The sequence below is a fragment of the Lentibacter algarum genome (assembly GCF_018860975.1).
Lineage (GTDB): Bacteria > Pseudomonadota > Alphaproteobacteria > Rhodobacterales > Rhodobacteraceae > Lentibacter > Lentibacter algarum_A.
In genome coordinates this window covers 597635-616200 of the sequence record NZ_JAHKQI010000008.1, presented here as the reverse complement: position 1 = coordinate 616200, position 18566 = coordinate 597635, and the positions used below count along the sequence as shown (strand labels likewise).

Below are 18566 nucleotides of genomic sequence, written 5' to 3'. Positions count from 1 at the left end.
CAGAACCTGTGTAAACTTTCTGTCGTGTGATGACAGTGGCCAATCGCCGCCGCGTGAGGGCGCGTCTGCGATGCACGGCGGCCTGCGGCCTTGATTCCGTGCGGGTAGGTGCTTGCGATCTCATGACGTGAAAAACAACTCTGTCAGCAGGTAGTTGGCGGCGAGGATCATGACGCTGGCGGCGACGACAGCGGATTTTGTAGCGCGGCCAACGCCCTGGGCTCCGCGGCCCGAGTTCATGCCATAGTAGCAGCCCATCGTGGCGACGATGAAGCCAAAGGCCGCGCCTTTGAGCAGGCCTGAGGTGATGTCCCACATTTGCAGGAAGTCGACGGTGTTTTTGAGGTAGGCGGCTTCGTTAAAGCCAAGCCTTGTCACGCCGATGATGTAGCCGCCGAAGATGCCGATAGCGTCGCCAACAGCCACGAGCACGGGCACCGAAAGCGTTGCGGCAAGCACGCGGGGCAGGGTGAGGTATTTCATCGGATGGGTGGAGAGCGTCACCAGGGCGTCGATCTGCTCGGTGACTTTCATAGTGCCAATTTCGGCGGCGATCGAGCTTGTCACACGCGCGGCCACCATGAGGCCACCAAGCACAGGGCCGAGCTCGCGCACCATGCCGATGGCGACGATGGAGGGCACGACCTCCTCGGCGTTGAAGCGCGCACCTCCGGAGTAGATTTGCAAGGCCAGAGCGCCACCGGTGAACAAGGCTGTGAGGCCGACAACCGGAAGCGAAAGCCAGCCGATTTGCACCAACGCCGAGAGAAACTCGCGGCCATAAAACGGCGGGCGAAAGAGGTGTGTAACCGTCTCTAAGGCGAAGAGAGCGACGCGGCCAACTGCGGCGAGCAGGCCAAGCACGGTAGCGCCGATTGCGGCGAGGGGGGTAAGAACTGTGGCCATTTAACCGCCTGAATAGCGCCGCGTGTAGCGCGCCCCGAGGGATGTGAGAATTTCATAGCCGATGGTGCCGGCTGCGTCCGCGAGGGTATCAACGGATTGCTGGCGGCCCAAAAGGGTGAGCGAGGCGGGCGTGTCGGAAAGGCGGGTGATGTCGACGCTGATGCTGTCCATCGAGACGCGGCCAAGCACGGGGCATTCTGTCTGCCCGTAGAAGGTGCGGGCTTTACCTGACATGGCGCGGATAAGCCCGTCGGCGTAGCCTGCCGAAAGTGTGGCAACACGGCGCGGTTGCTCGGCAATATAGGCATTGCCATAGCCGACACTTTCTCTTTCGGCCACCTCGCGCACCTGTATCACCGGCAGCTCGAGGTAGGCGACAGGCAGCGCGTCAGCATAGGGAAGACCGCCATAGAGGCCGATGCCGGGGCGGGTGACGTCAAAATGATAGTCGGCGCCAAGCAAGATGCCGCCGGTTGCCGAAAGCGATCGGGGGATACCTGTGTCGTCGGTCATTTCGCGAAAGGACTGCAGTTGCTGAGCGTTCATCGCATGGTCGGGCGCGTCGGCGCAGGCGAGGTGACTCATCAGCAGTGTCGGGTTCTGCGGCAAGACGATGTCGCGCAGCGCCGACCATTCAGCGGGCTCCATGCCGAGGCGGTTCATCCCTGTGTCTAGCTGCACGCCAAACGGCGCTTTGGGCAGGGCTTGCAAGTGCCGCTGCAACTGCTCGATGGAGTTGATCATCGGCGTGAGCGAGAGATCATTGATCATGTCGCTGTCGCCAGCCATGTGACCGGCGAAAAGGCTGATTGAGGGGCCATCACCCAGCTCGCGGCGCAGCTCGGCGCCCTCGCTGGCCGTGGCAACAAAAAACTGCCGCGCGCCCGCTTTGGCAAGGCTGCGGGCCACACGCCCAAGGCCTAAACCGTATCCGTCGGCCTTAACCACGGCGCCGGTTTCGTTGCTGCTAAGTTCTTGCAAGGCGCGGTAGTTGCGAACCAGCGCATCAAGATCGACTGTGAGTATTGAATTGACCATGAGGTCTTGTCCGCAGAGGGGCGCGTGCCGTCAAGGGGAATACGCAACATTCAGCCAAAGGAGAGGCAGTTAGGCGGCGTGTTCTTGCGTGGCGGAACGCATCGCCTCGATCAGGATATGTGCTTCATAGGATTTTAGCGTCATACGTGCGGTTTCTTGCTCAGGCTCTAGCAGTGCAATGGCGCTTTGCATTCTCGGCGCGGTGTTGCCCAAGGTAAGCTCGGCCATTTCACCGGTAAAGAAACTCTCGGTTGGCTGCTCATTGGCAAAGATCACCTCGTGTTGATCAAGCAGCAAGTGATAGTAAGACACCTGTGCATAGGGCAATTCTGACGTATCGATGCCGGGCAGACCAAGCAAATGCTTCGCTAAAACAAAGACTTCACGCTCTCCGAACAAGATCTCGCAGAGACTGTCGTTGATCAGGATGCGATGATTGGGCGACACCGAGAGATCGCGCGTGTTGGCAAGACAGCCGGCCTTGATGCAGACGGGTTGTGTGCGCTCACCGGCAACAAACCGCGAGTTGAGCGCGGCTTTGAGCGGTTGAAACCCGTTGTCGGCGGTGCGGATCATGTCGCCTTCGCGCAGCCATTCGACCGGCCGATAGCCCGTGTCGGTTTCGATCAGTGTGCCTTGAACAAAACACACCACAGTGCCGTTGTTCATGAACATATCCCAAGTTCCGTCCGGGCTGTCTGAGTCAAGGTCGGCGGTGTCATAGTTTGACAGGGCCGTGGCGTTGCCAGAGCCGGGAACAATATAGTCGTTGCTGCCGCCGTCGGTTACGCCGACTTGTGCCTGAGCGCCGTAGCCGTTGGTAAAGCCGATATCTTCATAGATAAACTCGACCCCCCAAGTGCCGCCGCCGAGATCAGACAGCACCATCTGGAATGTGTCGGTGCCGCTGCCGCTGTAGGGCTCCACCTCATACCATGTGACGGTGAATGTGCCGTTGGCTGGGTCAAGATCCCAGTAGATGTTGTTGGTGCCCGAGGCGTTGCCGCCGGTGATGTTTACATCTGTCCAGAAGGGGGCGATCGCGGGTTGATTGAGCGAAGCCAAGTCAGTGCCGTTATAGGTCGTGTTCGGGCCAGTGAAGGTGATGAGGCCATTGGAGTTGATGTAGAGGCTGGTGTAACTGGTGCCGAAAAAGTCGATACCACCGGCGCCGAAGACCGAGGTGATATCAACCAGGATCGAGCCATCATCATAGTTTCCGGTTGTCAGTGAAGAGGAGAGAAAGTTGTTCTCGCCGTGCCCCGTAGGGCCACCCAGACCTGTGTTGACCGATGGCATTTTTCAATCCTTACCTTTGCTGCTCATTGTTTCGTAACGAGCAACTAAGGCAGAAGAATGGCAGTTCTACAGTTTGGGCCAAGTTTAGCCCGTGTCAGCTGTTCTTGCCTGCCAACTGCACCAGTTTGAGGCACATTTCTGTGGCGATGTTCATATCTTGCACCGAGATCCACTCAAGCGGGCCGTGCAACTCTTGCATGCCGGTGAAGATATTGGGGCAGGGCACGCCGAGTTCTGTCAGGCGCGAACCGTCGGTGCCGCCACGGATGGGGTTTGATACGGGTGTGAGGCCGATCTCTTTGGCGGCTTTATGGGCGAGTTCAACCGGCGTCATGTCTTTTTCAAGCCAGTAGCGCATGTTGCGATACTGTGGCTTGATTGCGCAGCCGATTTGCGCGCGCGGCTCGCTGAGTTGCACCGTGTCGCAGACCGATTGCAGCAATGCGCCCTTGGCTGCGAGCCCGTCGAGCTCAAAGTCACGCAGGATGAACGTCAGCTCGGCTGTGGCGGCGTTGCCTGTCATGTCGGTGACCATGATAAAACCGTCGCGGCCTGAAGTTGTGTCGGGCGTCATGCTCACATGTGGCAGGGTCATGATGATTTTGGACGCGAGGTGCAGCGCGTTGACCATCGTGTCTTTGGCTGTGCCCGGGTGAATAGACACACCCTCGATGGTGACTTTCGCGCCATCAGCAGAGAAGCTCTCATACTCGATCTCACCGACTTTGCCGCCGTCAAATGTATAGGCGAAATCGGCGGCCAGATCTTTGGGCAAGTCAGGGTGAACGCCTCGGCCGATCTCTTCATCGGGCGTAAAAGCGAGGCGGATTTTGCCGTGCTTGATCTCGGGGTTGGCCAGCAAGTGTCTGGCGGCTGTCATGATCACTGCAACGCCTGATTTGTCGTCGGCGCCCAAGAGTGTTGTCCCGGAAGCTGTAATGATATCATGATTTTGCTTGCCGGATAGGTACGGCGAGTTCTCGGGTGAAAGTGTCAGCTCGGGCGCGTCTGCAAAGGTAATGTCACCGCCGTTATAGCTGCGGTGCACCACTGGCTTAACTCCGCTGGCGTTAAACTGCGGTGCGGTGTCGACATGGGCGAGCAAGCCAAGTGTCGGGGCTTTGTTGCCAGCCGTGCTCGGGAGGGTTGCGAGCACCGCGCCGTAGGCTGTCAGCGTCACATCCTGAGCGCCGATCTCCTTGAGCTCGTCCACCAGCAACCGCTGCATATCAAGCTGAATTTCCGTGCTCGGGCTGCTGGCGACGCTGGCGTCTGACTGGCTGTCGATCTTGCAATAGCGGATCAGGCGGGTTTCGAGTTCTTTGTTGAAAGCTTCGGACATAAACTACCTGTTCTAAAAATCTTCGCCGCCGCCTTGCCACGCTTTTGCGAGGTTGCCAAAGCGGGTGAACTGCGCCTCAAAGGAGAGCTCGACCGTGCCGATGGGGCCGTGACGCTGCTTGCCGATGATCACCTCGGCCTTGCCATGCAGGCGCGACATCTCGTCTTGCCACTCGGCCATTTTGTCGAGCTCGTGATCAGAGGGCTTTTCGCGTTCTTTGTAGTATTCGCCGCGATACACAAACATCACAACGTCGGCGTCTTGCTCGATCGAGCCGGATTCGCGAAGGTCAGAGAGCTGCGGGCGCTTGTCTTCGCGGCTCTCGACCTGTCGTGAGAGCTGCGAGAGCGCGATCACCGGAATTTGCAGCTCTTTGGCGATGGCCTTGAGGCCCATCGAGATCTCACCGATTTCTTGCACACGGTTTTCGGCGGTGCCGCGCACCAGTTGCAGATAGTCGATGATCAAGACATCAAGCCCGTGTGTGCGCTTGAGGCGGCGGGCGCGGGCGGCAAGTTGCGCAATCGGGATGGCAGCTGTGTCGTCGATATACAGCGGGCAGGCTTCAAGTGACTTGGCGGCATCAACAAAGCGGCGGAACTCGACCTCGTCCATGTCACCTTGGCGGATCTTGTGCGAGCTGATCTCGGAGGCCTCGGCGAGGATACGACCCGCGAGCTGCTCGGCGCTCATCTCCAGTGAGAAGAAGCCGACGACCCCGCCATCAACCGCGCCTTCAGCCCCGTCAGCGAGCTTGCCGCGCTTATAGGCTTTAGCGACGTTAAAGGCGATATTGGTTGCCAGCGAGGTTTTGCCCATAGACGGGCGCCCTGCGAGAATGAGCAAGTCGGACTTGTGCAAACCGCCGAGCATGTTGTCCATATCCGAGAGGCCTGTGGAGACGCCCGCGAGGCCGCCGTCGCGCTGATAGGCGGCATTGGCGACATTAACTGCGTCGGTTACAGCTTTGAGAAAGCTCTGAAATCCGCTTTCTGTCTGTCCTTGCTCGGCAAGTTTGTAGAGCTGCTGCTCTGCCTCGACGATCTGCTCTCGCGGTTCGGAGCTTACATCAACCTTGGCGGCCTTTGAGCTGATCTCCTGACCGAGTGCAATCAAGTCGCGGCGGATGGCGAGATCATAGATCAGCTGGGCATAGTCGCGCACGGCGAAGGCCGAGATCGCGGCACCTGCGAGGCGGGCAAGATAGCCTGTGCCTCCGGCTTCCTTGAGGCCTTCGTCATCCTCAAAAAAGGCCTTCAGGGTGACGGGTGAGGCGAGGTTGTTTTTGGCAATACGCGCGGCGGCTGTTTCAAAGATGCGGCTGTGCAGCGGGTCGTAAAAATGCTTGGGATTGATGATGCTGGCGATCTTGTCGTAGACATCATTGTTGGTCAGCAGCGCGCCGAGAAGTTGTTGTTCGGCCTCGATTGAATGCGGCACAGTTTCGGGGGTGCTGACTTCGGCACCTGTTGGATTGAATGCTGTGATCTCGTTCATCTTTGCTCTGCCTCGCCCGTTTTTGTTGTTCGGTCTTGATACCAATATCGCAGGCAAAACCCCATCTGGAAAAAACTGGGGATTGTCTGCGGGATAAGCCTGTGGATAACGGCCTGCTTACCAAAGCCTCGCTAGATAGTGTAGCATGAGTGCGCGTAGCCGCAAAATGAAGTGTAGTCCGGTGATTCCGCGGCAGAGCACAGTGGCCCGTCTGTGGAAAAGTTTATTTCTTGTTGGCCTCTTGCCACTTACGCGGATCACGCAGAAATTTCTCGACTTCAGACAGTGTCTCTTCGGTGAAAGATTTCTGGGCACGGGCCTCTTTGAGCACGTCCCACCAAGTGCAAAGGTGATGCAGTGTGACGCCGTGATCGCCAAGGGTTTTGGGCGTTTCCGGGAAGATGTCGTAATAGAAAATGACGGCGGTATGCGCGCAGGTTGCGCCGGTGTCGCGGATGGCGTCAACGAAGCTGAGCTTGGAGCCGCCGTCTGTTGTCAGGTCTTCGACCAGCAGCACGCGCTCGCCCTCGCTCATGGCGCCCTCGATGCGAGAATTTTTGCCGTATCCTTTGGGCTTTTTGCGCACATAGGACATCGGCAAAGCCATACGCTCGGCAACAAGTGCGGCAAAGGGGATGCCGGCTGTTTCGCCGCCTGCGATGTTGTCGAAAGCCTCGAAACCCGCGTTGCGCATGACGGTGACGGTGAGAAAATCCATCAAGGTTGAGCGGATACGCGGGAAGCTGATCAGCTTACGGCAGTCGATGTAGCTTGGTGAGGGCAAACCGGAAGCCAGCGTGTAAGGCGCGTCGGTGTTGAAGTTGACTGCGCCGATTTCGAGCAGCATACGCGCGGTGAGGCGGGCGATTTCTTCAGGCGAGGGGTGGCTTGTCGGGATCATGGCGCTTTCCTTTGAGACGGGGCCTTAGTGGTGAGCTCGGATGCCTCCGGCGGGGATATTTGAAACAAGAAAAAGGGTTAGGTGACTGACCAATAGACGGGTGATCCCGGGTCAAAGACTGTGATCGGGTCTGAACCGTTTTCGACCTGTTTGGGCAGATTTGCAGGGCTTTCTGATTTTGTCAGGGTGATGCTGTCCTCGTTAGGCGGCAAGCCGTAAAAGCCGGGGCCGTTGAGCGATGCGAAGCCTTCGAGCCTGTCCAGAGCGCCTGCGTCGTCGAACGTTTGGGCGAGGCAAGCGAGCGCGACCGGAGCTGTGAAGCAACCCGCAGAGCAGCACTCGGATTCCTTGGCGTGGGTGGCGTGTGGGGCGCTGTCGGTGCCGAGAAAGAAGCGCTTATCGCCGGATGTTGCGGCAGAAAGCAGCGCCTCGCGGTGCTCGCGGCGCTTGAGGATCGGCAGGCAGTAGTAGTGCGGGCGCATGCCGCCGACCAGCATGTGATTGCGGTCGAGCATAAGGTGTTGGACTGTTATTGTCGCGCCGAGGCGCTCGGGGTTGGCGCGCACGTAGTCGGCGCCGTCTTTGGTTGTGATGTGCTCCATCACCACCTTTAGCGCGGGCGTGGCGCGGCGGATCGGGTCGAGCACGCGGTCGATGAACACGGCTTCGCGGTCAAATATGTCGATGTCGTGGTCAGTGACTTCGCCATGAACCAAGAGCGGGCAGCCGATTTCGGCCATGCGCTCGAGCACGGGGCGCACCTTGTCAAAGTTGGCAACGCCTGAGGCGGAGTTGGTCGTTGCGCCGGCGGGGTAAAGCTTTACGGCCGAGATCAGGCCTGAGCTGTAGGCGGCGGCAAGATCGTCGGCCTCGGTGTTTTCGGTGAGATACAAAGTCATCAGCGGGGTGAAGCGGCTGCCTTGGGGCATCGCGGCTTTGATGCGGGCTTTGTAGCTTTGGGCATCGGCCATTGTGACCACCGGCGGCACCAGATTTGGCATGATGATCGCGCGGGCGAAGTGTCGGGTGGTTTCGGGCAGCACGGCTTGCAGCATCGCGTCGTCGCGCAGGTGCAGGTGCCAGTCATCGGGGCGGCGGAGCGTAAGCGTTTGTGTCATACTCCCGCGATTACACAAATCGCGCGGGCGGGGGAAGGGCTTTAGCTTTCGTGCGGTAAGGATTCTTCCAGTTTTTGGCTGAGAAACTTCAGGCGGCGCTCGAAGGCGGGAGCATTTTCAAGCCGCGCGACTGCATTCGTGCATAGCACATGCGCAAGCTTGGTGCGGCCCTGGTCTTCCAGGCGACGCAGAAGCGAGCGCAGATAGTTGCGGTCATCGCGGCGGGCGCGGTAAAGTTTGGCAAATATCTCGGGGGTGAGCTGACCTGTGCCGGCAAGCGCGATAATGCGCGAGAGAACTTTCATGTTGCGCAGGGAGAACTGCAAGGCGCCGCCCGCGTTGGGCATGCGCAGTTTGTGCACATTTGGACGCGTGTAGAGTGCAGCGTGCATGGCATCCTCGGTTTCTTGCGGGTCATAGAGCACGAAGGCTTCCTGGGCTCCGTCTATCATGTCGGGTGCAAAACCATAGCGGCTTGTCCAGTCATGGCGGCGTTGACGGGGGTAGCGATCGTCCCATTCGGTGACGCGTGGATCAAGCGTGGCTTGAGGCTGCAAGGCTAGAACACGTGCTCCGGGCGCAGCGACAGAATAAGCCGCCGCCGCGTAACCTGCTGCGCCTGCGCCATAAAACAGCACCGAGTCGAACTCTTCAAAGAAACCATCATCGATCAGATCATCGAAATAGCTGTAGATGTCGGCGTCGCGATACCACGATTGGCCGTCAGAAATGATGTTGAGCGTGGACCAGCCGAGAACTTTGGCAATCTCCCAGCCCAGCGGGTGCGCTTTGGGCGAAATACGTTGGATGTTCTCGTAGCTCTCGAAAGTGACGAGCAAGATCTCACCGCCCTCGATGAAAGACGAGAAGTGGCTTTTGCCAAGGGGCTGAAAGTGGCCGTGCTCTTCGGCGATGCCGGAGAAGGCCAATAGCCAGTCGCGCTTGGGCATATCGGCCAACGAATTGTCGAGCGAATTGTCGGTTGTTTGTGTGTCGTCCTGCATCAGCTCTATCCTCTTCGCGCGGTTTTTCCGGCGTCTTTGAGGGAGGGATAGCGGAGAATTCTGGCAGAAATGGGGAGGCTCTGGGTCTATTCGATGCCTATTTCTTGCCCTTCAAAGCGCTTTTGCGCATCAGCATGGCCATCTCCGGCGCGACGGGGCGTGTGGGAGGGGTTTGCAAGAGCCGGCCGAACAGGGCGCGGTAGGGTTCTTCTTCCAGCAATTTCAGAAACTTGGCGCGGCGCCACTCCACCGCATCATGGTGCAGTTGTTCGAGGGTGATGTCGGCCCGAAGGGGGGCAAGGCGGGCTTGCATTTCGGGGGCAAGGGCCTGCACCGAGGTGTCGATATCGGTGTTGTAATTACGCTCGACCCAATAGTCGACGTCAAGCATGTGATCTGAGTGAACAGCCCGCCCGCGCGCGGCTTTGACAACAAAGCTCTCAAGTGATCCGAGCGGATAGTGGTTGAGTTGCACAAGGCCGTAGTTGGGCTGACCATAGTTCGAGAAAATCCGCCGGGTTTTGAACTGCTCTTCAAGCAGGCGGCCTTCACCGTCATACCACTGAGCCTCGTCAAGGCGGGCCTTGTCGGGCTGGCGCGGACGGTGCACACCAATTTTACCGTATAGGCCGTTGTTTTTATAGAGGGTTTTGAACATCGCCGAGCGCCAGGGCCAGTGCATGACTTCAGGGGCGGCCCGGGTGAATTGCTCAGTCACGGGCCTGTCTTCATAGCGTGCAATGTCGGAGCTACCAAACAACCGCCACGTCAGAGTGATCGCCGTGGCATCAGGCAAGGCCGAGAGCAATGCGGGCAGGGTATGATCCCCGGTGTGGATGTTGACAAACTCGTCGACATCAAACGCGAGTATCCAGTCTGCCTCGCGCACAATATCAAGCTTGTCGGCACGTTTGAGGCCGGTGAACTGGATGCCGCCTTTGTCATAGGGGCCGTCGTTGCGTATATGCGTGATGTGGCCAAGCTCGGCCAAGCGATCAAGCATCGCGTCGGTGCCATCGTCGCAGTCGTTAGAGAGCACCAGAAAGTCGGTGAAGCCAACCGCCTGATGATGCGCGAGCCACTCGAGCAGGAAGGCAGCCTCGTTGCGAACTGTCAGGACAGCGAGAAACTTCACTTTGTTTTCCATGCCTTACGAAAGCAAACGACTTTCTGATCTGACCACTGCGGAAAATATGTAAGCCCTATGGCATGCATGGCGTCAAACACCGAGCGCACGCCTTCGGCGCCGATCCACTGCGGGTGCAGCTCAATAATCGCGGCGCGCAGGCCGGCGTATTTGAGGTGCGGCAGCAGCGTCGCTTCAGCGCCTTCGATGTCACAAACCAGAATATCAGGCTTGAGCTCTTTGAACACGGCGTTAAGGCCGCGCACTTCCACCTCTTCAACCGACTTGACAGGCATGCCGTCGATCTCTTCCTCAAGCGAAGAGGCGAGGAAATCTTCGCGCACATAGAACGGCTGCGGTTTGCCTTTGCGCGGGGCGAGCAGGGCGTTGTGGGTTGTGACAGTTGTCACACCGTTGGCGGCGTGCATCTGGGCGTGAAAGGGCGCGAGATGCGGGTTGGCCTCAAAGCTGTGAACCGCAGCAACATCGCGTTTCTTGGCGATCAACGTCGAGATATAGCCGATGCCGCCGCCAAGCTCGAGCACGGTGTCGCCCTTGGAGACGCATTTTAGCACTATCTGCGCTTCCTTCGCTTCATAGGCATCCATGCGCAGTTTGCGCCGCAGCTTGGGTGTCATAATGGCAGGGTCACGCGGCACGAGGATGCCCCGCGAGGCGACCATTTTGAACTTTGACTTCGGGCTGGCTTGTCCGTCCATGTTCTCAGCTTTCCATATCGAGGGCGAGGGCATAGGCCACCCGCTCGGTTTCTGACAGCTTGACGTTGAGTGCCTGTGCGTAGAGCTCCTGAAACTCTGGCTGGCTGTGCAGGTCTTCGGCCTTGGCTTTGTGCCACTCAAGCCCGTCGTCATGGGCTTTTTTCAGGGCGGGGTCGCTCATGAGGCGCTCATACTCGGCGCGGGTGCGCTCGGAGTTGCGCTTGATGGTGTTGTCTTTGAAATCGCACCAGTCCATGCGGATCCAGTAGTTGAGCCCGATGGAGCGATCGACGTGCAATGCGCGGCCACGCTGGCGTTTGATCAGGAAGCTCTCAGCCGACCGCAGGGCATAGTGATTGAGCTGCACCAAGTCGTAACCGACTGTTTTCTTGGAACTTCTCCAACCGCCTTTGATGTAATCTTCGGTGACATCCTTGCCCGAACCGTTGACCCATTTCACCTGATCCCGCTTTTCGTCGATGATCTGGTTGGGACGGTGACAGGATATTTTTTTATAGGCCTGCATGTTCTTGAACATCGACTTGAAGCCCCAGACCGTGTGCGGCTTCGGGCAATATTTCGGGGCGCAGGTGTCGAACTGGTCAATCACAAAGTCGTTTGACAGTTTGGTAACGCCATTGTGGCCAAACAGCCGCCATGTCATCGCGATGTTGGTGGCTTTGCCAGTGGCTTTGAAGAGGTCTTCAAGCGTGCCGTTGCCTGTGCGCACATTGATGAACTCGTCGACATCAATGTGAATGATCCACTCGGCGTTTTGAATAACCGGCTCTTTGAGCGAGCTGTTAAGGGCGAACTGCTGCGGCGAGTTTCCGCGCCAGTCGGTGTTGTCGCGATGTTGGACAATGCCCATTTCTTGCAGCCGATCCAGCACATCTGTCGTGCTGTCTTCGCAGCCGTTGGTGTAGATGACAAAATTGTCGACGCCCATCGCACGGTGATAGGCGATCCACTCGACGATATAGGGCGCTTCGTTTTTCATGCAGCCAACAATGACATTGCCGCTGTTGCCGTCCGGAAGCTCGCGTATCGGGACTTCAGAATAGGGCGAGCCGGGATCTTCTTCATTGACGCGGCCAACGTCGTTGTGCGGCCTGATATGCGTTGACAGCACGATCTGGTGGTTAACCTTGAGCTTGTCGAGCAGCTTTTGGCGCGCGTCTTTTGACTGATCACCGTTGTGCTCGTTGGCGATCAAATCGTCAAAATGCGAGCTCCCTTCTGTGGCTTTTGCGGCCTCGGCCTCAAGCTCGGCCACGGGTGTTGAGTTGTTGCGGATCTGGTGTGCAAAAGCGGTGAGATATTGGCTGGCGCGATAGCCTTTGCCGCCGTCGTCTTCGACCCAGCTTTCAAGCGGGGCATCGGGTGTCAGGCAGGCCTTCAGCGTAGGAAAACGCTTGATAAGGCGGGCGTTTGCAGGTGCGAACTTGTCAGAGATTTCGAAGAGAGACCCCGCAGAAATGGGGGCACCGTTCTGGCGCAAATGGCTTGTCATGTTGCGCCATAAGTCACGCGGGGTGAAAAACGCCTTGGCTTGCATATACTTGATAAGGATGTCGTTGAACTGCCGCACGCGGCCTACGGAGGCAGCCGAATGCAACCCCTCGGGCTTGCCGGCTTCAACTTTGCCAAGGGTGATATCGGTTTCAAGAATTTCGTTAAGTTCGGATGGCGCGTCCTCGGACAGGAGGCGCGTGCGATCAAGCGGGCGAAGGAACACGGTGTTTTCACCGAACACGTCTTCCCAAGCAGCAAGCATGGCCTCGTAGTCAAGCCAGGGAGCGGGGTGTTGGATGTCGTTGAAGAGGCCGTAGTAGGGCTGGTTCTCTTCGCGCAGTTCAAGCGCATGTTTCCACCACCCCTTGCGGCTCTTGGCCAAGGCGAACTCGACATCAAGCGGGCGGCTGCGACCTTCCATGACTTTGGAGGAATAGAGCGGTGCGAGCACGCGTGTCTGGGCGTCGACATGAGCTGTGATGCGGATATCATCGGATACAGAATTTAGAAGCTTTTTAAGGCGTTGCAGCTCACTCTTCGTGTGTAACATTGAGCCGATCTGCCCGTTTGCCAGCACCAGAATGTCAGGTTTGTTTTCTTCCACAGCGCGTTTGAGTTGCAATTCGATCTCGTCATACAACGCCTTTTGCGCCAGCGCTGTCGCAAAGCCGCGTTTGAAGCGCACAACGCCTATGGCATCTTCATCGGCACAGGCCATGTAGAGACGGATATGGTTCCAGTCCGGGCACATGATGGCCGACTTCTCGAGCAGGGCCGACTTTTTCTTGAGGATCGTGCGGAACCTGTCGGAGCTTTCAGGCGTGGGGCCAATGAGGAGGTGAATACGCATACTAGTTATCTGTCATTTCTGGCTGGAGCATCGGAGTGTCGGCTTCGGGGCGGGCGTTTGCACGGCCCCACCAAGGCAGCTTGGTATCAAGGAATGCCCCGATCTTCTTCGGAGCGTCGCTGTCGGTAATGTCAAACTCGAGGAAGTTGTCGGCACCGGAAAACACGCGACGCACAAAGGCATAGTGAGCTTCGATCCAGCGCGCGATATGGGATTGTTCGCCGTAGCCCTTGGGCAAGCCCGGAACATTGGTGTTGGGCAGGCGCAATGAGCCAAGGTTGCCCCAGCGGATGATTGAAGCAGCGGTTCTTTCGGGGTCACGGGTGTTGAGCATAAACCGCGTGTCGGGGTGATGTTTGAGGATCGCACTCAGCAGGCCCCAGTCGGTTTGCGGCCAAAGCGAGTGTTTGAGGCCAGCATGGCTTAACTCATTGAATGCACGCCATTTTGTGAGGCGCTTGAGCGGGTCACCACTGTCAAAATAGTCGCGATACATCAGCGTGCCGAGGTGCTGCCCATGCAGGCTCTCGTCAGGCGTCTGGCGTTTGTGAACCTTCCAGTCAACCGTTGGGATACACGCGCGACGCAAAGCACGGGTGAGCGTTGTTGTACCTGTTTTTGGCAGGCCAAGGTTTATGATTTTGAAGTCACTCATACAGGCAGGCCGACGAGCGTGCGCACTTCTGTTTCCAGCGCTCCGTAGGGCGGCGCGGCTTGCAGTTGTTTGCGCATTTCGCGGTATGTTTCTTGTGCCATGAGTTCGTCGAGCTTGGCACGGTGCAGGGCCACGCACTCATCATGCAAGGCCGCGATGCCGGGCAGGGCTTTGAGGCGGTCCATCTCGGCTTTGAGCGGCTCGGAGTATCGCAGGATGCTGTCGTCAAGATAGGAGGGGTCGTTGCGGTCGCGCCAGTAGGTGTCGTCAAATTCGCGAAACTCGCGATTGACATCGCCGCGGTCGTTTTTGACCAGATAGCTGTCTAGCGAGCGCAGGGCATAGTGATTGAGCGTCGCGTGATCGCGCACGCCTTTGGCCGGAAACTTGCGGATACGGCGTTTGTTGACGCGTTTGACAAACTGGATCGGAACGTCGCGGCCGGAGCCGTCTTTCCATGAGGGCTGCTTGCGGCGCGGCACATCTTCCTTGTGAAACGGCCGGTGAGCGCCATAATAGTTTAACGGAAAATCTTTGCGAACCAGAGACTTAACTTCAATCGCTGTCTCACCTGTCCAGATGTCAGGATTGTGAGAATGCATGAACTGCTCGATCACGGGGCGGTCTTCAAAGGCTTCGACACCGTTGTTGGCCATGAACTGAAATGTGATCGAAATACACTGCGGATTTTTGCAGGCTTTGATCAGGGCAGGGATGGTGTGATCGCCGACATGAATGTTGAGAAACTCGTCAACATCGGCGATCCAGACCCAGTCAGCATTTTTGACAACGGGTTGGCGGCGCGACTTTTTTAGCGCTTCCATTTGAAAGTGCCGCCCCTCGGCAGGGTTCGGCAGCGCGTTGACGATCTCGTGCTCTTGCAGCTTCTCAAGCAAGCGCTCGGTGCCATCAGAACAGTCGTTGTGATAGAACAAAAAGTCGGTAACGCCGATGATACGGTTGAAGGCGATCCACTCAAGCAGGAACGGGCCTTCGTTTTTGACGCAGGTGAGGGCCGTGATGCGCATTATGTGCGTCCCGCCATTGTGCTGGTTGTAGAAAACATCTGTTGACCGCCGCTCTGAAGTGCCTGCCTTTTCAGCTTTTTAGCACGTTATTGTTTCCACAATTTATGCCATTTACGCGATTCAGCGTCAATCTTTGCTGACACTTTTTCGCAAATGGAAACAATAGTGAGGTTTCGACATCGGTTTCTTGAGTTGATGCAGATCAAAGTCGGGGCTCATGATTTTTTATATTCAATTACTGGAATATATGGAAAGGAACAGACCATGACTTTAGATTGGAAGCTTGGCGGTGTGCTGCTCGGGTTGGTGTTTTTTCTAGCGGTGCTGCTAGTCAAGCCTATCGGCGTGAGCACGCAGTTTGTCATTCTTGACGGGATCATCGGCGATGCTGTGAACAGCGAATTGGTAACAAAAACCGAAGAGGGCTATACCTCGACCAACGCTTATCTGGCGAAATCAGACGGCAAATACGCCAAGTCTGTCGCCAATCCGCTGAACTATTCGTTCGTTTTCGTGCTGGCGATGATGCTCGGTGCGTTTGCCTCGAACATGGCCAAGGGCGGATTGAGCGCGGATGAGCGCAGCATTCCGCAAATTTGGCGCAACAGCTTTGGTGACACACAAATGAAGCGCTATGCCGTTGCTTTTGCAGGCGGTTTCATTGCTCTTTACGGCGCGCGTTTGGCGGGCGGTTGTACCTCGGGCCACATGATGAGCGGCATGATGCAAACCTCATTGTCCGGCTACATCTTTGCGGCGGGGGCCTTTGCCTCGGCTGTGCCTGTGGCGATGTTTATGTACAGAAAGGAGAACTGAGATGTCACTTGTTTTAGCAATCATAATTGGTGCCGCCTTTGGCGCGGTGCTTGACCGGATCGGCGCGACCAGCCCGAACTGGATCGGCAAGATGTTGGCGCTGACCAATCTCAACTTGATGAAAACCATTTTGACAGCGATCGGCACTGGCTCGGTTCTGATGTTTGCAGGCCAGATGATCGGCCTCGTTGATGTTGGCCACATGAGCGTGAAGGCGGCATATGTCGGCGTGTTCATAGGCGGCTTGCTGCTGGGTGTTGGCTGGGCGGCGGCGGGTTATTGCCCGGGAACCGGCGTATGTGCTGCGGCCTCTGGTCGTAAGGATGCCTGGGTGTTTATCGCCGGTGGCCTGCTCGGATCGGCGGCCTATATGGTGACATATCCGGCCTGGAAGGCCAGCGGTTTGCTCGACAACATAGCGGGCGGCAAAGTGACGCTCGGCACGGTTCCCGATGCGGGCTATGACGGGCTGATGGCGATGTCGGGTGATGTGCTTGGCATTATTCTCGGCGCGGCGTTCATTGTCATCGCCTTTGTTCTGCCGGAGCGGATCGGTGGCGGTGCAATGGCGGTAGCGGCCGAGTAGGGCGCAATAAACAGATAACGGCCTTCGCTGCTGCGGAGGCCGTTTGTGTTCTTGGTGCTGTCTGGCTTACTTGCTGGCGGTCGGGCCGATCAACATAACCATCTGGCGGCCTTCCATCTTCGGGAAGTTCTCGATTTTGCCAAGGGCAGCATCGGTTACGTCGGCGGCAACGCGCTCGAGCAACTCGCGGCCGAGGTTCTGGTGAGCCATTTCGCGGCCACGAAAGCGCAGGGTGATCTTCACCTTGTCGCCGTTCTCAAGAAACTTAACCACATTGCGCATCTTGACGTTATAGTCATTGATGTCGGTGTTGGGCCGGAACTTGACCTCTTTGATCTCGATGGTCTTCTGCTTTTTGCGAGCTTCGGCTTCACGCTTTTGCTGCTCATATTTGAACTTGCCGAAGTCCATGATCTTACACACGGGCGGGCTTGCATTTGGTGAGATTTCAACCAGATCGAGATCAGCCTCGTTTGCCATGCGCATAGCTTCGGCGGGACTGACCACGCCGACGTTTTCGCCCTCTGCGCCAATCAGGCGAATTTCGGAGCTGGTGATGCGGTCATTGACGCGGGGGCCAGTGTCGCGCTGCGGAGGCGCGTTATGAGGTCTGCGGGCTATGGTTTTCTTCCTTTTGTTATGAACCAATGTCTTATGGCGCAAGGTAAACTTGCAAATCGGGGGTTACAACCCCGCAATCGGCTGAAATGAGCTTATTGTGGTGCCATTCCCCCTTGTGTCTTTATGCAGCCTGCGGCATGTGGCACGTGGAAGGCGCACCCGGTTGTTTGGTGTGCGTCATACCTTAAGGGGAAAGAGTTATGAAGAATTTACTATGGGTCGTACTTGCAGTGATCGTTTTGGGTGTGGGCTATTTTGTCTACTCGGGCCAAGATGTTAGCGAAGCTGTTGAGTCAGTCACCGAGACAGTAACCGAAGCGGCGCCTGTTGAAGCTGTTACAGACGCAGCTGAAGGTGCAGCTGATGCGGTTTCTGATGCAGTTGAGACAGCGGTTGAGACTGCGACTGAAACAGCAGGCGATGCGGCAGAAGCGGCTGGCGATGCAGTTGAAGCAACCACAGAAGCAGCCTCGGACGCAGCAGAAGCGGTAACAGAAACAGCCAGCGACGCGGTTGAAGCAACCACAGAAGCCGCCTCGGACGCAGCGGAAGCGGTAACAGAGACAGCCAGCGACGCGGTTGAAGCAACGACAGAAGCAGCCTCGGACGCAGCAGAAGCCGCGACAGAGACAGCCAGCGACGCGGTTGAAGCGACGACAGAAGCAGCCTCGGACGCAGCGGAAGCCGCGACAGAGACAGCCAGCGACGCGGTTGAAGCGACGACAGAAGCAGCCTCGGACGCAGCAGAAGCCGCGACAGAGACAGCAAGCGACGCGGTTGAAGCAACGACAGAAGCAGCCTCGGATGCAGCGGAAGCCGCGACAGATGCGGCCACTGATACAACCACAGAAGCGGCGACAGACGCAGCGACAGACGCTGCAACTGAAGCGGCTGAAGAGGGCACGGGCTCGATGGCAGACTTGCTGACAGCCGATGGTTTCGACCTCGATAAAGTTAGCGAAATGATCGACAGTTCAGACAAAGTCGGCACGGTTCAAAAAGGTGTTTTGAAAGCCGGGCTTAAGAAAGCTCAGGAAAACCCTGAAGCGCTTCAAGCGATTTTGGCGAAAGTTAAAGAAGCACTTGGCATGTAAGCCAGTCCTTTAGAGACACAGAAAAAGCCTCGCTTGTTTGAGCGGGGCTTTTTTTTGCCTAGTCATTCATTTCGCAAGCAAAGGGCACGAAGGTGCTCGCCATGCCTTCGTTCATTGAAATGAGCGTGAGCAGGTTGGCCAAGGCCAGATCACCTTTGCTCAAAGGGCAAATTTCGATTGCGTGATCGCAGCCTGCGTCGATGAAGCTTTGGTGTTCGCTTAGGAACTCCGAGCGCGCGCCGGACAGGTCTTGTGTTTCCAAAACCCAGTTCCAGCCTTCTGTATAAAGAACGCATTTTTGCGCTGTCCATTCCGAGAGAGGGACAGGTTCGGCAACTGCTAGGCCGGCAAGGCACGCGAGAATGGCTGCGTTAATCCAAAAAGGCTTTTTCAACAACATAGGTTTGCGGGTCGGAGTTGGCGCCCTCGATGAGGCCGAAGTCTTCCAGCA

The 18566-nt window shown here is 57.3% G+C and carries 18 protein-coding genes; 3 read left to right on the top strand and 15 right to left on the bottom strand.

Features of this window, described 5'->3' with window-relative positions:
- Positions 1 to 120: 120 nt before the first annotated feature.
- From KO498_RS12365 to KO498_RS12305, 13 genes are all read right to left on the bottom strand, one after another.
- Positions 121 to 906: an MlaE family ABC transporter permease gene (locus KO498_RS12365; protein WP_215960191.1), complete on the bottom strand. Its 786-nt coding sequence runs from the start codon at positions 904 to 906 to the stop codon at positions 121 to 123.
- Entirely contained in the window at positions 907 to 1944 is a 1038-nt protein-coding gene (alr, locus tag KO498_RS12360; RefSeq protein WP_215960190.1) for an alanine racemase, read from the bottom strand. It lies immediately after the preceding gene.
- Between the two features lie 69 nt (positions 1945 to 2013).
- Positions 2014 to 3243 carry a Hint domain-containing protein gene (locus tag KO498_RS12355; RefSeq protein ID WP_215960189.1) on the bottom strand — a complete coding sequence of 410 codons (1230 nt, stop codon included), beginning with the start codon at positions 3241 to 3243 and terminating at the stop codon, positions 2014 to 2016.
- A gap of 94 nt (positions 3244 to 3337) precedes the next feature.
- Positions 3338 to 4585 (bottom strand): peptidase T, encoded by a 1248-nt coding sequence (gene pepT / locus KO498_RS12350; protein WP_215960188.1) that lies wholly within the window; start codon positions 4583 to 4585, stop codon positions 3338 to 3340.
- Between the two features lie 12 nt (positions 4586 to 4597).
- Positions 4598 to 6082 (bottom strand): replicative DNA helicase, encoded by a 1485-nt coding sequence (locus tag KO498_RS12345; protein ID WP_215960187.1) that lies wholly within the window; start codon positions 6080 to 6082, stop codon positions 4598 to 4600.
- Positions 6083 to 6305: 223 nt separating this feature from the next.
- Positions 6306 to 6983, bottom strand: a complete 678-nt coding sequence (locus KO498_RS12340; protein ID WP_215960186.1) for an orotate phosphoribosyltransferase — start codon at positions 6981 to 6983, stop codon at positions 6306 to 6308.
- Positions 6984 to 7060: 77 nt separating this feature from the next.
- Positions 7061 to 8101: a dihydroorotase gene (pyrC, locus tag KO498_RS12335; protein WP_215960185.1), complete on the bottom strand. Its 1041-nt coding sequence runs from the start codon at positions 8099 to 8101 to the stop codon at positions 7061 to 7063.
- 41 nt (positions 8102 to 8142) lie between these two features.
- Positions 8143 to 9105 (bottom strand): phosphoadenosine phosphosulfate reductase, encoded by a 963-nt coding sequence (locus tag KO498_RS12330; RefSeq protein WP_252731399.1) that lies wholly within the window; start codon positions 9103 to 9105, stop codon positions 8143 to 8145.
- Between the two features lie 97 nt (positions 9106 to 9202).
- On the bottom strand, positions 9203 to 10240 hold the full coding sequence (locus tag KO498_RS12325) for a glycosyltransferase family 2 protein (protein WP_215960184.1): 1038 nt from the start codon (positions 10238 to 10240) through the stop codon (positions 9203 to 9205).
- Positions 10237 to 10950: an FkbM family methyltransferase gene (locus KO498_RS12320; RefSeq protein ID WP_215960183.1), complete on the bottom strand. Its 714-nt coding sequence runs from the start codon at positions 10948 to 10950 to the stop codon at positions 10237 to 10239. The genes KO498_RS12325 and KO498_RS12320 overlap by 4 nt, the downstream gene beginning before the upstream one ends.
- 4 nt (positions 10951 to 10954) lie before the next feature.
- Positions 10955 to 13315 carry a glycosyltransferase family 2 protein gene (locus KO498_RS12315; protein WP_215960182.1) on the bottom strand — a complete coding sequence of 787 codons (2361 nt, stop codon included), beginning with the start codon at positions 13313 to 13315 and terminating at the stop codon, positions 10955 to 10957.
- Position 13316: 1 nt separating this feature from the next.
- Positions 13317 to 13970 carry a sulfotransferase gene (locus KO498_RS12310; protein WP_215960181.1) on the bottom strand — a complete coding sequence of 218 codons (654 nt, stop codon included), beginning with the start codon at positions 13968 to 13970 and terminating at the stop codon, positions 13317 to 13319.
- Positions 13967 to 14998 carry a glycosyltransferase family 2 protein gene (locus KO498_RS12305; protein WP_215960180.1) on the bottom strand — a complete coding sequence of 344 codons (1032 nt, stop codon included), beginning with the start codon at positions 14996 to 14998 and terminating at the stop codon, positions 13967 to 13969. The genes KO498_RS12310 and KO498_RS12305 overlap by 4 nt, the downstream gene beginning before the upstream one ends.
- A 264-nt stretch (positions 14999 to 15262) precedes the next feature.
- On the opposite strand from KO498_RS12305, the gene KO498_RS12300 reads away from it, so the two are divergent.
- Positions 15263 to 15814 carry a YeeE/YedE thiosulfate transporter family protein gene (locus tag KO498_RS12300; RefSeq protein ID WP_215960179.1) on the top strand — a complete coding sequence of 184 codons (552 nt, stop codon included), beginning with the start codon at positions 15263 to 15265 and terminating at the stop codon, positions 15812 to 15814.
- A 1-nt stretch (position 15815) separates the two neighbouring features.
- On the top strand, positions 15816 to 16400 hold the full coding sequence (locus tag KO498_RS12295) for a YeeE/YedE thiosulfate transporter family protein (protein ID WP_215960178.1): 585 nt from the start codon (positions 15816 to 15818) through the stop codon (positions 16398 to 16400).
- Between the two features lie 66 nt (positions 16401 to 16466).
- On the opposite strand, the gene infC is transcribed toward KO498_RS12295, so the two are convergent.
- Positions 16467 to 17063, bottom strand: a complete 597-nt coding sequence (gene infC, locus KO498_RS12290) for a translation initiation factor IF-3 (RefSeq protein ID WP_252731398.1) — start codon at positions 17061 to 17063, stop codon at positions 16467 to 16469.
- Positions 17064 to 17221: 158 nt separating this feature from the next.
- On the opposite strand from infC, the gene KO498_RS12285 reads away from it, so the two are divergent.
- On the top strand, positions 17222 to 18115 hold the full coding sequence (locus tag KO498_RS12285; protein ID WP_215960177.1) for a translation initiation factor 3: 894 nt from the start codon (positions 17222 to 17224) through the stop codon (positions 18113 to 18115).
- Positions 18116 to 18173: 58 nt separating this feature from the next.
- On the opposite strand, the gene KO498_RS12280 is transcribed toward KO498_RS12285, so the two are convergent.
- A partial coding sequence (locus tag KO498_RS12280) for a hypothetical protein (RefSeq protein WP_215960176.1) occupies positions 18174 to 18566 on the bottom strand: 393 nt, incomplete at its 5' end.

What these genes read in the sequence shown, in the direction of transcription:
- KO498_RS12330 (WP_252731399.1), bottom strand. Translation starts at nt 9,105, where the DNA reads ATGCAGGACGACACACAAACAACCGACAATTCGCTCGACAATTCGTTG.
- KO498_RS12285 (WP_215960177.1), top strand. Translation starts at nt 17,222, where the DNA reads ATGAAGAATTTACTATGGGTCGTACTTGCAGTGATCGTTTTGGGTGTG.
- KO498_RS12320 (WP_215960183.1), bottom strand. Translation starts at nt 10,950, where the DNA reads ATGGACGGACAAGCCAGCCCGAAGTCAAAGTTCAAAATGGTCGCCTCG.
- KO498_RS12345 (WP_215960187.1), bottom strand. Translation starts at nt 6,082, where the DNA reads ATGAACGAGATCACAGCATTCAATCCAACAGGTGCCGAAGTCAGCACC.
- KO498_RS12300 (WP_215960179.1), top strand. Translation starts at nt 15,263, where the DNA reads ATGACTTTAGATTGGAAGCTTGGCGGTGTGCTGCTCGGGTTGGTGTTT.
- KO498_RS12305 (WP_215960180.1), bottom strand. Translation starts at nt 14,998, where the DNA reads ATGCGCATCACGGCCCTCACCTGCGTCAAAAACGAAGGCCCGTTCCTG.
- KO498_RS12355 (WP_215960189.1), bottom strand. Translation starts at nt 3,243, where the DNA reads ATGCCATCGGTCAACACAGGTCTGGGTGGCCCTACGGGGCACGGCGAG.
- KO498_RS12365 (WP_215960191.1), bottom strand. Translation starts at nt 906, where the DNA reads ATGGCCACAGTTCTTACCCCCCTCGCCGCAATCGGCGCTACCGTGCTT.
- KO498_RS12295 (WP_215960178.1), top strand. Translation starts at nt 15,816, where the DNA reads ATGTCACTTGTTTTAGCAATCATAATTGGTGCCGCCTTTGGCGCGGTG.
- KO498_RS12340 (WP_215960186.1), bottom strand. Translation starts at nt 6,983, where the DNA reads ATGATCCCGACAAGCCACCCCTCGCCTGAAGAAATCGCCCGCCTCACC.
- pyrC (WP_215960185.1), bottom strand. Translation starts at nt 8,101, where the DNA reads ATGACACAAACGCTTACGCTCCGCCGCCCCGATGACTGGCACCTGCAC.
- pepT (WP_215960188.1), bottom strand. Translation starts at nt 4,585, where the DNA reads ATGTCCGAAGCTTTCAACAAAGAACTCGAAACCCGCCTGATCCGCTAT.
- KO498_RS12310 (WP_215960181.1), bottom strand. Translation starts at nt 13,970, where the DNA reads ATGAGTGACTTCAAAATCATAAACCTTGGCCTGCCAAAAACAGGTACA.
- alr (WP_215960190.1), bottom strand. Translation starts at nt 1,944, where the DNA reads ATGGTCAATTCAATACTCACAGTCGATCTTGATGCGCTGGTTCGCAAC.
- KO498_RS12315 (WP_215960182.1), bottom strand. Translation starts at nt 13,315, where the DNA reads ATGCGTATTCACCTCCTCATTGGCCCCACGCCTGAAAGCTCCGACAGG.